The organism is Sporosarcina sp. Y1004 (assembly GCF_057669665.1).
Genome location: NZ_JBYHFQ010000010.1, coordinates 92957 through 105433, shown reverse-complemented (window position 1 = coordinate 105433; position 12477 = coordinate 92957). Strand labels below are relative to the sequence as shown.

Here is a 12477-nt window from a genome sequence, read left to right as displayed (position 1 = left end):
TGGCTTATCGCGGGAGGCATCCACAAAGCGCCGAAGCGGTATTAGCAGGATTACTTATTCATTCTCCGGCGCCTTACGCTTTTCTGAATACAAAAAGACCACTTTCCTGGTATGGAAAGTGGTCTGTCATTGGCATTTGAATGCACTGAAAAGAAGACACGCCACTTCCCTACGCAGGTACAAACCCGTTCAGGTGATAAGGGTAGCGGAGTGGAACTCGTTTCTCAGTCCTTTAAAAGGATTCCCCTAATGGTCGAATATGTTATGAAATTGTCAATCTAAGAGTAGCATAGCATGACACTTGAAGGAATGAAAGAGCGAATAATTAAATTAGTCGTCTAGGTGGACGTTGTGATGTACTTGTTGAACATCTTCCAAATCATCCAATGTATCAATCATTTTTTCGAATTGTACTTGTGCTTCTGGTGAAAGAGTCAAGTCATTTTGTGCAAGCATTGTTATCTCTGCAACGGTAAATTCTGTAATACCGGTACTTTTAAGAGCTTCCTGAACAGCATGGAATTGGTCGGGAGCCGCATAAATAATGACGGATTCTTCTTCTTCCAAAATGTCACGCACTTCGACATCGGCATCCATTAACAGTTCGAGAATGTCGTCCGCCGATTTACCTTCAAGTCCGATAACGGCTGTCGCTTCGAACATATAGGCAACGGATCCGCTAACGCCCATATTGCCGCCATTTTTACCGAAAGCAGCACGCACTTCCGATGCGGTGCGATTGACGTTGTTTGTCAGTGTGTCGACAATAACCATCGAGCCATTTGGTCCGAACCCTTCATAACGAAGCTCGTCAAAGTTTTCTTCTGAACCGCCTTTAGCTTTTTCAATCGCGCGGTCGATAATCGCTTTTGGGACACTATATGTTTTTGCGCGTTCTACTACAAACTTAAGCGCTTGATTCAATTCAGGGTCAGGCTCGCCTTGCTTAGCCACTACATAGATTTCACGCCCGAACTTCGCGTAAATACGGCTTGTATCTGCATCTCTTGACGCTTTCTTTTCTTTAATATTATTCCATTTACGACCCATAAAGTTCCACTCACTTTCGAATGTGCATAGATTTACTAGAATAAGTATACAACAAATAGGGATATATAGACGAGTGGGAATTTAAAAAAGTGGGCAGTATGGGGAGGAAACTTTGCAGGCAGTCGATCAGTTACCAGAAACCGTCGAACAGTATTCACGATCAGGCCAGCAAAAGTGCATCCATGTCTATGGCACGAGGCGTTTGGTGGTATGAAACCCTGACCTATCTCACGATAATAAAAAAATTATTGTTTCTTATTGTAAAAGTGACTTATACTAATGATGGAACTACATTTTCTTATGGAAGGAAACGTGGACATGAAACTTATTTATAAAGGGAAAACCAAAGATGTATACGAATTGGATGGCAGCAATGTCCTGCTGAAATTTAAAGATGATGTTACTGGAGAAGACGGAGTTTTTGATCCGGGCGCTAACACAGTTGGGTTGACGATTGAAGGTGCGGGTCAATCCGGGCTGCGCATGACGAAATTCTTTTTTGAGAAAATGGCTGAGAAAGGCATTCCGACACATTACGTCGATGCTGATATCGATGAAGTAACTCTGACGGTTAGATCCGCCAAAGTTTTCGGACAAGGTCTTGAAGTCATTTGTAGATACCGTGCAGTCGGAAGTTTCTTACGCAGATACGGCGCGTATTGCGAAGAAGGACAGCCTTTGGACGCATTCGTTGAAGTAACGCTCAAAGATGATGATCGCAACGATCCGCCGATTAACAAAGATGCACTCGCGCAACTTGGATTATTGACAGCGGAGGAATATATTATACTTGAGGCATTGACGAAAGAAATTTCAGACGTAGTCAAAGCTGAGCTTGCAGTGAAAGGTCTGGATCTGTACGACATTAAACTTGAATTCGGACGCGACAGTGAAACAGGCAACATCATGCTGATCGACGAAATTTCAGGCGGCAATATGCGTGTCTACAAGGATGGTATTTATATCACACCGATGGATCTAGAAAAACTCATACTCGCGTAAATGAAAATCGCTGACAACTCCATGGAAATGGGCTGTCAGCGGTTTTTTATGAAATCAAATAAGTGTACTTTATGAGTACTGTAAGATAAAGTTTGATAAAGAGGATAATAGATATCCACATTAGATTGATAAAAGAGGCGAACTTTATGCAAATGAAAACTGGCGTTGAGCAATCTGTTTATGCGATTCTGATTTTAAATATGCTGCCGGATAGGGCAGTCCTACCAGGAGAAGCGATTAGTCAGCAACTGGGTACCTCACCAACGTATTTTCAAAAAATGTTGAGAAAACTGGTCAGTGCAGACTTGATTACCTCCGTGCCGGGTGTAAAAGGCGGCTTCAAATTAAAGAAAAAGCCTGAAGAGATTCGAGTATACGATATTTATCTAGCTATTGAAGGGCAGCAATCCTTGTATTCTGCGAGTGGTATCCTTGACGACATGCTTGATTTGGAAAAAGAAGATAGATGCTGTTTGTTAACGGATTTAATGGAAGAGGCTGAATCGGTTTGGAAATCTGTACTGAAGCGTGAAACAATCGCATCCCTGTCAGAGGGAATTCAGACAGAGCGCTTTCAACAGAACGTGGATTCACTACAAGAATTGATTCGTGAAAAAATGGTCTTGTAAGAGCAAGGAAAAGAGGAAGATAAAATGATTAAAGGTTTAGATCGCATTAATGAGCTAGCTAAAAAACAACGCGAAGAAGGTTTGACAAACGCTGAAATGGTTGAACAAACAGTATTGCAACAAGACTATTTACGAGAAATTCGTGGTCAAGTTCTCAATACCGTTTCGGGCATTACTGTAATCGATCCACTTGGAGAGGACGTTACACCTGAAAAGATTCGTCAACAAAGAAAAAGAGATGGAGAAGGGACGATAAAGATATGAGATTAAGCATACTCGATCAAGCTCCAATAACGAGTGGTAATACTGCACCTGGTGCCTTGAAAAATGCAGAAGAGCTGGCAATCTTGGCAGATGAATTAGGCTATCACCGCATGTGGATGGCAGAACACCACGGCACAAAAGCATTTGCAAGCTCAGCACCTGAGGTAACAGCAGCTCATTTGGCCGCTAAAACGAAAAAAATTCGTATCGGTACAGGCGGTGTGATGATGATGCATTACTCACCGTTGAAACTCGCTGAAGTATATAAAACACTAAGTGCTCTTTCACCCGGACGGATTGACTTTGGTGTCGGTCGTGCGGCTGGAGGCGATAACCATTCTATTTATGCGTTATCCGAAGGGCGCCAGCCGATGGTCAACGATATGTATGAAAAGTTTGAGACAGCACTGCAATTAATCAACGATGAAGTGCCTGAAAATAACTTATACAATAAAACAATTGCAACGCCCTCTCACGTTGTTTTACCGGAAGCTTGGTTACTTGGTTCGAGTGGCAATAGTGCCGTTCAGGCAGGACGAATGGGCGTAGGGTATTCATTTGCACAATTTTTCAATGGCGGCATGACGAAAGAAATTTTGGATGCTTATAAAAACAACTTTGAGCCATCGGTATTCCTGGAGAAACCAGAAATCAATGTATCCTATATGGTAACGGTAGCTGAAACGAAAGAAGAAGCGGAGTTCGAAGCAGTCCCTCAGGACATTTCACGCTTATTGCTGAGGAGGGGGCACTTGGGGCAGGCATTAACGCCTGAAGCAGCTCAAAATTATCCGTTAACTGAAATGGACCGCATGACGATTAAAGAGAATCGCAGTATTCATTTAGTGGGAACCGCAAAAGAAATAGCACTGCGATTGCAGGAAGAGCAAAAAACTTACGGATTTGATGAAGCGATGATTTGTAGCATTCCCCACTCGCAAGAGAAGCGTTTAAATGTGTATCGTTTATTGGCGAAAGAACTAATTTAAGTTTGATGAGCGCTGTTGATTCCATTGATTGGAGTTAGCAGCGTTTTGCTATGTATAGAATTTCACCTGGAAGCCATCCTCCTAAAGAAGAGATAATAGGGAGGAATCGTATTGAAACGAAAATTAGGAATATCTTTAATGCTGTGTGCTTTAGTAGTTGTTGGTGGGTGTGGGGGAGGTGGTTCAAAATTGCAGGTCAGTGGAGAGATCGTCCAATCGGTGAAAGCACCGATTGTGAATACACAAGGTAAAGAAATTGGTGAAGCCACCTTTGTTGAAGGGGATGGCGGTGTGACGATCAATATTCAGGCAGAGGGGCTGTCTCCCGGAATGCATGGTATCCATATACATGAAACAGCGGTATGTACTACGCCTGATTTTAAATCGGCTGGAGCTCACTTTAATCCAGAAGATAAAGAACACGGATTTGATAATCCAAAAGGGTTTCATCTAGGTGATTTACCAAACCTTGAAGTTGATGCGCAAGGTAAAGCGGTCGCCGAAGTGACATCAGCCTTTGTAACATTAAAGCCTGATTTAGATAATACCCTTCTAGATAGCGATGGCAGTGCGCTTGTCATCCATGAAAAAGCAGATGACTATAAAACGGATCCAGCGGGTAATTCAGGTGACCGAATTGCTTGTGCTGCGATTGGGAAGAAATAAGGTGAAGTGTGAGGGGCGTTTAATTCAAGGCGATACCACAAAACAATCATGTAACTTCTCACGCCTGTTGATTAAAAAATAACCAAAAAAAACATGGTCAAACATTGAGGAATACGTTTAGTGTTGTCTTTGGAGCGCTTTGAATGGAACAACTTCTATACCATTATCGAGACGTTTTGATTAGTAGGGATGCGACTTCGTCGCATCCCTACTAATCTTTTCGGTAATCTTATGGTGGTTGTCCATCCGTCGCTCTCCAAAGACACAATTACAAGAAGTTCCGAAGCTTTTTGGGACGAAAGAATAGCTTGCTTCTGACCTGGAGAGAAGCGGCTTAAGATATAATTTTAGCCGCTCAAGCCTTCTACTATAGTTCCTCTTATTTCATTTTAGGGAAGTGTCACTTTCTATATAGATTCACATAGTCCTTGCTAAAAGTACGTAGAGAGCACAATGTACAATGTGCTTAAGTGCCCGAAGTTTCATTTTCTAGCACTTATAATCCCTATAGAATGGCATCTATTCTTTACTCTCAGAGCAACTGCATTTTTTACTTGGATATTGTAGGAACGCGACAGGCTAATAATCACAACAGTAAAACTGAAAAGAGTGTGGCTAGAAGTGACGAAGTCACTTCTAGCCACACTTGCCCCCCGGTAAAACTTTCGTGATTAATTCGCCGAAAGCGGGCCGGAAATAGACCAGTGAAAATACCAGTTTTCATGCCTTTCTCGCTAGCGTTTTTAATATTAAGGTTTCAAAATGACTTTTATGCACTCATCTTCGTGGTCGTGGAAATGTTGATAAGCGATGGGGGCCTCTTTAAGCGGAACCACATGGGAAATAATTTCTGTTGGATCGAATTCACCTTTTGTGATTTTATCAAACAGCATTGGCATGTAATGAATGACGGGGGCTTGTCCCATTTTAAGCGTTATGTTGCGCTCAAAGAGTTTGCCTAGGGGAAACATGTTATAAAGAGAACCGTAAACGCCTGTCAGTTGGATGGTCCCGAATTTACGGACAGCGCTCTGTGCTATATTGACCGCACTTAATGTGCCACCTTGAAGCTTCAGTTTCTGCCCGGCTTTTTCGAACATATTCTTTTTACCATCCATTCCTACGCAGTCTATGACAATATCGACTCCGCCGCGAGTGATCTCTTTAATATGACCGCCAATGGAATCAAAGTCCTCGAAATTTAACGCCTCGACCTTATTCATTTTAACCGCGTGGTTCAGGCGGTACGGCACGTGGTCAATTGCTATCACACGTTTGGCGCCTTTCATCCATGCAAATTTCTGGACCATGAGGCCGACTGGACCGCACCCAAGGACGGCGACAGTATCTCCTTTTTTAACCCCCGCATTTTCTACACTCCAATAAGCGGTTGGCAAGACATCCGACATGAAAAGAAGTGCTTCGTCGGGCAGTTCACACGTTTTTGGAATGACGAAAGGGGTGAAGTTGCCGTACGGAACACGTAAATACTCGGCCTGTCCCCCGGGGTAGTTACCGTAACGTTCTGTAAATCCGAGATATCCGCCCGTGTCTACATGTGGATTGGCGTTCGAATTGTCACACTGGCTTTCCATTTCATGATCACAATAAAAACATTGACCACATGCCAAGTTGAACGGAATAACGACTCGGTCTCCTTTTTTTACTTTAGTCACATTTGGGCCGACCTCCTCAACGATGCCCATTGGTTCATGACCGATCACATAATCCTTATGCGTTGGCATAGCGCCCAAATAGATGTGCAGGTCTGAACCGCAAATTGCTGTGGAAGTCACTTTGACAATAATATCATCGGGTTTTTCGATATTAGGGTCGTCTACTTTTTTCACTTTAATGTCTTTTGGACCTTGGTAAGTAACGGCTTTCATTGGATTTTCCCTCCTAGTTGTTACTAGTCTATCCAATTCCCTAAATTTGACTCACAAATTCTAATAGGTGTTTATTTAAGCAAGAAGTTTTCTGTGTAATAAGGTTGCAGTTTATCATTGAACGAAACACCCGTACCAAGATGGCTGTATGTGTCGAGCAGAATGTTTTCACGATGACCGGCAGAATTCATGAGACCTTCATGTGCAAAGATGCTGCTGGATTGACCGTAAGCAAGATTTTCACCTGCTCCACGGAATTTGACGCCGTCGTCTTCCATCCTGTCAAACGGGGACTTGCCTTGTTTGTTATCGTGACTGAAATAATTATTAACTGCCATATCGGCACTATGTTTGCGTGCTGTTATAGCTACGCTAGGCTCCCATTCTAGAATGCTCAGGCCATGACGGACGCGCGCTGCATTTGTCAAATCAAATAGTTGTTGCTCAAAACCGTCACGCAAATCTGAATCACCTCTGGCATAGATTGCGCTTTTTTTATCTTCCAATGAATCAGCGATTAGCTGGATGGCAGTTACTTTTGAATTCTGATGCAGGTCATAAAAAACATATGTGTAGATATCACCTGATTTAAAGACATCAAAACCATCGCTTTCCTGGAGAACATAAATAGATAAGCCTTTACGAATTTCTTTGATAGGTTCACCAAGTGTTTCGCGAACTGTGGATTTAAGGGAACCGTATTTAATGCCGGCGACTGATGAAATTAAATCATCATTCGTATAAATGGCATTCACTTTATGCTTTTCATCAAATGAAACCATAACGAAATTTTGATAGTTGTCGTGATAAGTAAACCATTCGGTGCCGTATTCATTCGTGGATTGACTTTTTGGCTGACCGAGTTCATCCGCAACGATCTTCTCTGTGCTCCCGAGTTCAATATTATGGATGGATAGGCGTGTTTTCTCCGGTTTAGCCAGGATAGGTTTTTTAACTGCAACAGCAGTTTCTTCTACTTGGGCAGTTTTAGAAGTTACAAGACTGACAGCTTTATTTATCGTTTCGCTAATATGCTGAACTGCAGTATCCAGTGATTCTTTCGTTAAAAGGGTTCCAATCTTTTCGTCAACAGGATCCAGAAAAGAGATATCAACATGTTGTGAGACTGGTTCTTCCCAGTAAGGTTTTGTGAAGTATAGTGCACTCAAGAAAAGAATGAAAAGGAATAATCGTTTCATGGAATCGCCTCCTATCTGCTATTGTAACCCCCAACAGTGGGTTGAATACAGCGATAACCTATTTGAATAATGAACGATTTGGTAGCGATAGGTAAAATTCACTCCATTTCCAGTCCCCGCAAAATAGCGGTATACTGTTAGTGTTAGTACAACTGATGATCGGAGTTTTAAACGTATGACTATATCGAGAAAAATGATAAATGCACAAGTAATGGAAGCCAATTCTCAGTTGTTCAGATGCCCCATCTGCTCATCTGGTATGAGTATGGCGGACAATGCGCGGCTTGTCTGCACAGATAGCCATTCATTTGACCTGTCAAAAAACGGCTATGTCAATCTGGCTCCACAAGCCCATATGACAAAGTACGACAAATCGCTATTTGAAGCAAGAAAAACGGTAATGAGCAGCGGTTTTTTTAAACCAGTTCTTGATTTTATGATAAATACAGTAATTACACATATCGAGGGACGGAATCGACCTAACATTCTCGATGCAGGATGCGGTGAAGGTACGCACTTATCGACGATACTATCGCAATTGCCAAACCATACAACTGGCGTGGGCATTGATCTTGCAAAAGAGGGAATCGCGGCTGCAGCCAAAGAGTATCCGGGAGCTGTCTGGAGTGTAGCGGATCTTGCAAATTGTCCTTTTAACGATAAGCGATTCGACGTTATTTTAAATATTTTATCGCCAGCGAATTACGCGGAGTTTACGCGTCTGTTGACGCCTGATGGACTATTTATAAAGGCGGTACCCGAAAGTGGTTATTTACAAGAGTTGCGATCTGTTTTTTATGAGAATGAAGAACGCAAAGAAGAAACAGATGCAGTCGCTCGCTTCACGGAACATTTCGATTCGGTCACTACTGAGCGGATTACCTATTTATTTCCGCTAGAGTCTGGCTTATTGGCGCCACTCATTCGCATGACACCACTTACATGGGGGGCCAGTGATGCTAAAGTCGAAGAAGCACTTAAAATGGATATAAAGAGCATTACAATCGATTTCACAGTCATTACAGGCGTGAAAAGGGCTAAGTAAAGAAAGGGACGAAAAACATGTTTGGTGGAATTAGCAGTGTTCCAAGCTGGTTTTATATACTTGCGATCGCGGTCATCATTTTAATTATTTTATTTACAGAATGGAAGACTCGCTAAAGGGGGATCTATGTTGACTAAAGAGAAAGCAAGTAAACGACAGAAACCGAAAATGTCAGTAACCCACAAGGCGATGCGGGTGGAAGAGATTCTGGACAATGAAGGATATGTTGAAAAAGTTCGAATTGATGGCGGCTTCATGACTGGTGCGGAAGGGGAGCGATTGACTTTCGATGACGTTGTCTTCAAAGATGTATCGTTTGCAGGAAGCGACCTATCAGGTGCGGAATTCGTTGACGTTGTATTTGACACATGTGATTTTTCCAATATCAATTTTCAAAGTGCCGTGTTTCACAGATGTGAAGTGGTCAATTCGAAATTGACGGGTGCAGATTTTGCGAATGCCAAAGTGGGTCATACGTTATTTAAGGAATGCGATGGCCGCTACATTAACTTCAGTTTCTCTGGCATGAAGGAAGTCGAGTTTGTGGAATGTAATTTAACGGATGGCGATATTTATGAAAGTTCATTTAACAATGTACAATTTAAGGTATGCAAGTTGGATAATATCAATTTCACTGAAACAGATTTGAATGGTGTTGATTTGTCAGACAGTACATATGACCGTATTGAAGTTACATTGCCGAAAATTGCCGGCTGTATTGTCTCAAAAGATCAGGCAATCGGTTTTGCACGTGTGCTTGGGTTATCCGTGAAAGAAGAATAATGGTATACTAAACGAAATCAGAGTGGAAAAGAGTGAACAAATATGCTGACATTTGAAGAGAAACAACAGATTATCGAAACAATTCCCGAACTAACACGCAAAGACGTGTCAATGAAACGGGTCAACTATCATTATGAGGAAAGCTTGTACGAAAAAACAGTCGTTGTTCAACATCTTCATCCGAACGGCAACGGTTTTGTCTACGTAGCTGGAATTCCAGGTTATGATGCGGATGAACGCGGTCTCGTCAATATACGTGAAGCATCAGAAGCGGAACTGCGCAAAATAATTGCAGATTCGATTAAAGCATTATCCGAAGGTGCGCCTGAACCGCAAGCTATTGTACAAAAGTTTGTCAACGATGAGGGCGAAGAGCTAATCCTTATGGAAGAGCAAGGTTTCTGGAATTTATATCACGGCTTGAATCTGGAAGAAAGTTTCGGTGATTATAACGAAGCAGACGTTTATTTGATTGAAGAGGAATTCACAAGAGTCGAAGACGAGGATGATGCTCGATGAAAGGCAAAACCCTCGTCATCGGCCTTGTGCTATTCATCATAATTGGCATTGCGTTAATTTATATCACAATGACAATAACTATGAACAACATTGAAAATGGGATGGCGCCGATTGTGAATATCGTTGAGTTATTAACTGAATCTGGAAAAGTATAATTGGAAAAGCGCATCAGGAATTATGATCCTGATGCGCTTTTTGCTGTCTAGTTTTCAGGTTTATGAGGACCTTTTCTGAAAGGGAGCCACCAGTTCCATTTGCCAAACAGTTTCATCAGGCTAGGAACAAGAAGTAGACGGATAATTGTAGCGTCAATAGCGACTGCAATAGCGATACCGACGCCAATTTGTTTCACAGGTAAAACATCCGTAAAGGCGAATGCCCCCGTCAAAACAATCATTATCAGTGCGGCTGAGGTAATAATTTTACTAGTTGTCGCAAGTCCTTCAACCGTTGCATGGTCGTTATCCAACGTCTTCGCATATTCTTCTTGCATCCGTGAAATTAGGAACACTTCATAGTCCATGCTCAGTCCGAAGACGAGGCTGAAGACGATGACAGGAATAATAAGCGCAATCGTGCCTGCTTCCAGTCCAAAATGTCCATACTGGAAAATATAAACGAGAATACCGAACGTTGCGGACAATCCGACGATGTTCATAAGAATCGCTTTAATGGGTATTAAAATGGATTTGAAGGCAATCATCAGGATGAAGAAAGTTGATACAATGATCACTAATAAAACATACAAAATTTTATCCGCGATTTCATCGAAGATTTCCTGATTGAACTTAGGGTTTCCTCCGATTGATAAATTCCAATCGGTTTCCTTGTTTGACCAATCACGCGCCCATTCCTGAGCTGCTTTGGAACTGCCATTGGCAAGAAGGGTTACTGGAATCATGAGTTGCGTATCTTTAACGAATGTGTCAACTAAAGGGGAAAGCCCCCCAGCCAGATCCGGAACTGTCATCGCTAGCTCCCATTGTTCTACGGAATCGATGTCACTGGCGGTGAAAAGTGTATTTACTTCATCCACCAAAGAGTCATTTGAAAGTTCGGTTTCAAGTGCCTTCATTGACTTAAGTCCTTCTGTATCTTCCCAGCCGCCAGTACGCTCTGCAATTACATAAACAGAAGACTGGTCACCAAGACCGAACGTTTCGTCCATCAGCTCAAAGGCTTGGCGTGTATCATACGACTCCGGTAATGATTCGATTTGCGGAATAGTTAAATCCATATTCTTTACTGGAAGTATTGCAATTCCGAGTAAAACAAATGCAATAATTGTGATTGTAACGGGACGTTTAATAACTGCATTGGCAAATTTGCGCCAGCCGTACGCTTCAGCAGGCTTTTCTTTCAACAGCTGCCATTTGTTAATCCGGTCACCGAGAACGATGAGTACGGAAGGTAGCAATGTTACGGAGGCGAAAACAGCCATTGCGACGACAATCATTCCGCCTATTGCGATGTTTTGGAAAAGATCGACACGAATAAGCAGCATTGCACCAAGCCCGATGAATACACAAAATGCGGAGAAGATAACCGATCTGCCGGCCGTTTGGATCGTTGTGACAATTGCTTCATGTATGTCGCTCTTCTTGCGCTCTTCACGATATCTACTGATGAACAGCAAAGCGAAATCAATACTGAGTGCAAGACCAAGCATTGGTATGATATTCAGAACAAAAATGGATAAATCCATTTTACTACCGAGAATTGTTAATACTCCAAATGAGGAGATGACCGTCACGATACCGATTAGTAACGGTACGAATGAAGCCACGACAGTCCCGAATGCGAATAGGAGGATAATGATTGCAATTGGTAACCCAATTGCTTCTGCTGTCATGAGGTCACGTTGGCTTGCTGTGTTGATGTCTTTGGAAATTGCTGAAGCACCAGTTAGTGTAATCCCTTTTTCATTACCTACTGCGTCGCGGATGTCCGTAACGATGGCGGACATATCTTCTGCTTCATTATCAAAATGTAGAAGTGCGTACGAAACGCCATCTTTGTATTGATTATAATTCTCCAAAGGGGAAGCGATTTCTGACGTGACGTTAAGTTTATCTATTTTATCGAGAGTTGACTTTATTTTGTCATTTTGGACGTCGTTGAAAACGAGAAACATCGTTTCGGCGGGCAACCCAAAATCCTCCGACACAATATCCATAACATCAGCATGCTCGCCGTCCATACGGAAGCCATCTCCTTCAAGGAGTCCTGGCAACTTAATTGCGAAAAATGCCATGACGAGGAAAATCGCAATCCACGCATAGATAATATATTTATGTGCACTTGTTACAAAGCGCGCTAGTGTAAGCATTAAACCAACCCTTTCTATCTATAGGCTAAATCTATTCTTCTATAATAACGGATAATCTTGGTAATGTCTTTAAATGGAGCGATATGGATATCAGGGTCAATAATATAATTTTA

13 protein-coding genes and 1 riboswitch are annotated in these 12477 nt (G+C 42.2%); of the genes, 9 read left to right on the top strand and 4 right to left on the bottom strand.

Features of this window, described 5'->3' with window-relative positions; all coding sequences use genetic code 11:
• Positions 1-149: 149 nt before the first annotated feature.
• A riboswitch (TPP riboswitch) is annotated at positions 150-258 on the bottom strand.
• A 72-nt stretch (positions 259-330) separates the two neighbouring features.
• On the bottom strand, positions 331-1050 hold the full coding sequence (locus AC25Y6_RS09505) for a YebC/PmpR family DNA-binding transcriptional regulator (RefSeq protein WP_488142809.1): 720 nt from the start codon (positions 1048-1050) through the stop codon (positions 331-333).
• Positions 1051-1368: 318 nt separating this feature from the next.
• On the opposite strand from AC25Y6_RS09505, the gene AC25Y6_RS09500 reads away from it, so the two are divergent.
• The 5 genes from AC25Y6_RS09500 (at position 1369) to AC25Y6_RS09480 (ending at position 4600) form a co-directional block, all read left to right on the top strand.
• A complete protein-coding gene (locus AC25Y6_RS09500) occupies positions 1369-2052 on the top strand; it encodes a phosphoribosylaminoimidazolesuccinocarboxamide synthase (protein ID WP_488142808.1) in 684 nt (227 codons plus the stop codon).
• A 146-nt stretch (positions 2053-2198) separates the two neighbouring features.
• Positions 2199-2681, top strand: a complete 483-nt coding sequence (locus AC25Y6_RS09495; RefSeq protein ID WP_488142807.1) for an RrF2 family transcriptional regulator — start codon at positions 2199-2201, stop codon at positions 2679-2681.
• A gap of 24 nt (positions 2682-2705) precedes the next feature.
• Complete coding sequence (locus AC25Y6_RS09490) at positions 2706-2945, top strand: DUF896 domain-containing protein (RefSeq protein WP_488142806.1); 240 nt, start codon at positions 2706-2708, stop codon at positions 2943-2945.
• Positions 2942-3934: an LLM class flavin-dependent oxidoreductase gene (locus AC25Y6_RS09485; RefSeq protein WP_488142805.1), complete on the top strand. Its 993-nt coding sequence runs from the start codon at positions 2942-2944 to the stop codon at positions 3932-3934. The genes AC25Y6_RS09490 and AC25Y6_RS09485 overlap by 4 nt, the downstream gene beginning before the upstream one ends.
• A 111-nt stretch (positions 3935-4045) precedes the next feature.
• Positions 4046-4600 carry a superoxide dismutase family protein gene (locus AC25Y6_RS09480; RefSeq protein WP_482104668.1) on the top strand — a complete coding sequence of 185 codons (555 nt, stop codon included), beginning with the start codon at positions 4046-4048 and terminating at the stop codon, positions 4598-4600.
• Positions 4601-5349: 749 nt separating this feature from the next.
• Here AC25Y6_RS09480 and AC25Y6_RS09475 read toward each other — a convergent pair.
• Both AC25Y6_RS09475 and AC25Y6_RS09470 read right to left on the bottom strand, forming a co-directional pair.
• Positions 5350-6489 carry a zinc-dependent alcohol dehydrogenase gene (locus tag AC25Y6_RS09475; protein WP_488142804.1) on the bottom strand — a complete coding sequence of 380 codons (1140 nt, stop codon included), beginning with the start codon at positions 6487-6489 and terminating at the stop codon, positions 5350-5352.
• A gap of 71 nt (positions 6490-6560) precedes the next feature.
• Positions 6561-7688 carry a CAP domain-containing protein gene (locus AC25Y6_RS09470; protein WP_488142803.1) on the bottom strand — a complete coding sequence of 376 codons (1128 nt, stop codon included), beginning with the start codon at positions 7686-7688 and terminating at the stop codon, positions 6561-6563.
• A gap of 175 nt (positions 7689-7863) precedes the next feature.
• Between AC25Y6_RS09470 and AC25Y6_RS09465 the strand changes: the two genes are divergently transcribed.
• The 4 genes from AC25Y6_RS09465 (at position 7864) to AC25Y6_RS09450 (ending at position 10190) form a co-directional block, all read left to right on the top strand.
• Positions 7864-8733, top strand: a complete 870-nt coding sequence (locus tag AC25Y6_RS09465; RefSeq protein WP_488142802.1) for a putative RNA methyltransferase — start codon at positions 7864-7866, stop codon at positions 8731-8733.
• Positions 8734-8862: 129 nt separating this feature from the next.
• Positions 8863-9516: a pentapeptide repeat-containing protein gene (locus tag AC25Y6_RS09460; protein ID WP_488142801.1), complete on the top strand. Its 654-nt coding sequence runs from the start codon at positions 8863-8865 to the stop codon at positions 9514-9516.
• Between the two features lie 42 nt (positions 9517-9558).
• The gene (locus AC25Y6_RS09455; RefSeq protein ID WP_482101504.1) at positions 9559-10035 is read left to right on the top strand and encodes a hypothetical protein; all 477 of its coding nucleotides are present in this window, start codon (positions 9559-9561) and stop codon (positions 10033-10035) included.
• Positions 10032-10190, top strand: coding sequence for a hypothetical protein (locus tag AC25Y6_RS09450; protein ID WP_482101503.1), 159 nt, complete (start codon positions 10032-10034; stop codon positions 10188-10190). The genes AC25Y6_RS09455 and AC25Y6_RS09450 overlap by 4 nt, the downstream gene beginning before the upstream one ends.
• Before the next feature lie 47 nt (positions 10191-10237).
• On the opposite strand, the gene AC25Y6_RS09445 is transcribed toward AC25Y6_RS09450, so the two are convergent.
• Positions 10238-12364 carry an MMPL family transporter gene (locus AC25Y6_RS09445; protein ID WP_488142800.1) on the bottom strand — a complete coding sequence of 709 codons (2127 nt, stop codon included), beginning with the start codon at positions 12362-12364 and terminating at the stop codon, positions 10238-10240.
• Between the last annotated feature and the right edge of the window lie 113 nt (positions 12365-12477).

What these genes read in the sequence shown, in the direction of transcription:
- AC25Y6_RS09505 (WP_488142809.1), bottom strand. Translation starts at nt 1,050, where the DNA reads ATGGGTCGTAAATGGAATAATATTAAAGAAAAGAAAGCGTCAAGAGAT.
- AC25Y6_RS09500 (WP_488142808.1), top strand. Translation starts at nt 1,369, where the DNA reads ATGAAACTTATTTATAAAGGGAAAACCAAAGATGTATACGAATTGGAT.
- AC25Y6_RS09495 (WP_488142807.1), top strand. Translation starts at nt 2,199, where the DNA reads ATGCAAATGAAAACTGGCGTTGAGCAATCTGTTTATGCGATTCTGATT.
- AC25Y6_RS09490 (WP_488142806.1), top strand. Translation starts at nt 2,706, where the DNA reads ATGATTAAAGGTTTAGATCGCATTAATGAGCTAGCTAAAAAACAACGC.
- AC25Y6_RS09485 (WP_488142805.1), top strand. Translation starts at nt 2,942, where the DNA reads ATGAGATTAAGCATACTCGATCAAGCTCCAATAACGAGTGGTAATACT.
- AC25Y6_RS09475 (WP_488142804.1), bottom strand. Translation starts at nt 6,489, where the DNA reads ATGAAAGCCGTTACTTACCAAGGTCCAAAAGACATTAAAGTGAAAAAA.
- AC25Y6_RS09470 (WP_488142803.1), bottom strand. Translation starts at nt 7,688, where the DNA reads ATGAAACGATTATTCCTTTTCATTCTTTTCTTGAGTGCACTATACTTC.
- AC25Y6_RS09465 (WP_488142802.1), top strand. Translation starts at nt 7,864, where the DNA reads ATGACTATATCGAGAAAAATGATAAATGCACAAGTAATGGAAGCCAAT.
- AC25Y6_RS09455 (WP_482101504.1), top strand. Translation starts at nt 9,559, where the DNA reads ATGCTGACATTTGAAGAGAAACAACAGATTATCGAAACAATTCCCGAA.
- AC25Y6_RS09450 (WP_482101503.1), top strand. Translation starts at nt 10,032, where the DNA reads ATGAAAGGCAAAACCCTCGTCATCGGCCTTGTGCTATTCATCATAATT.
- AC25Y6_RS09445 (WP_488142800.1), bottom strand. Translation starts at nt 12,364, where the DNA reads ATGCTTACACTAGCGCGCTTTGTAACAAGTGCACATAAATATATTATC.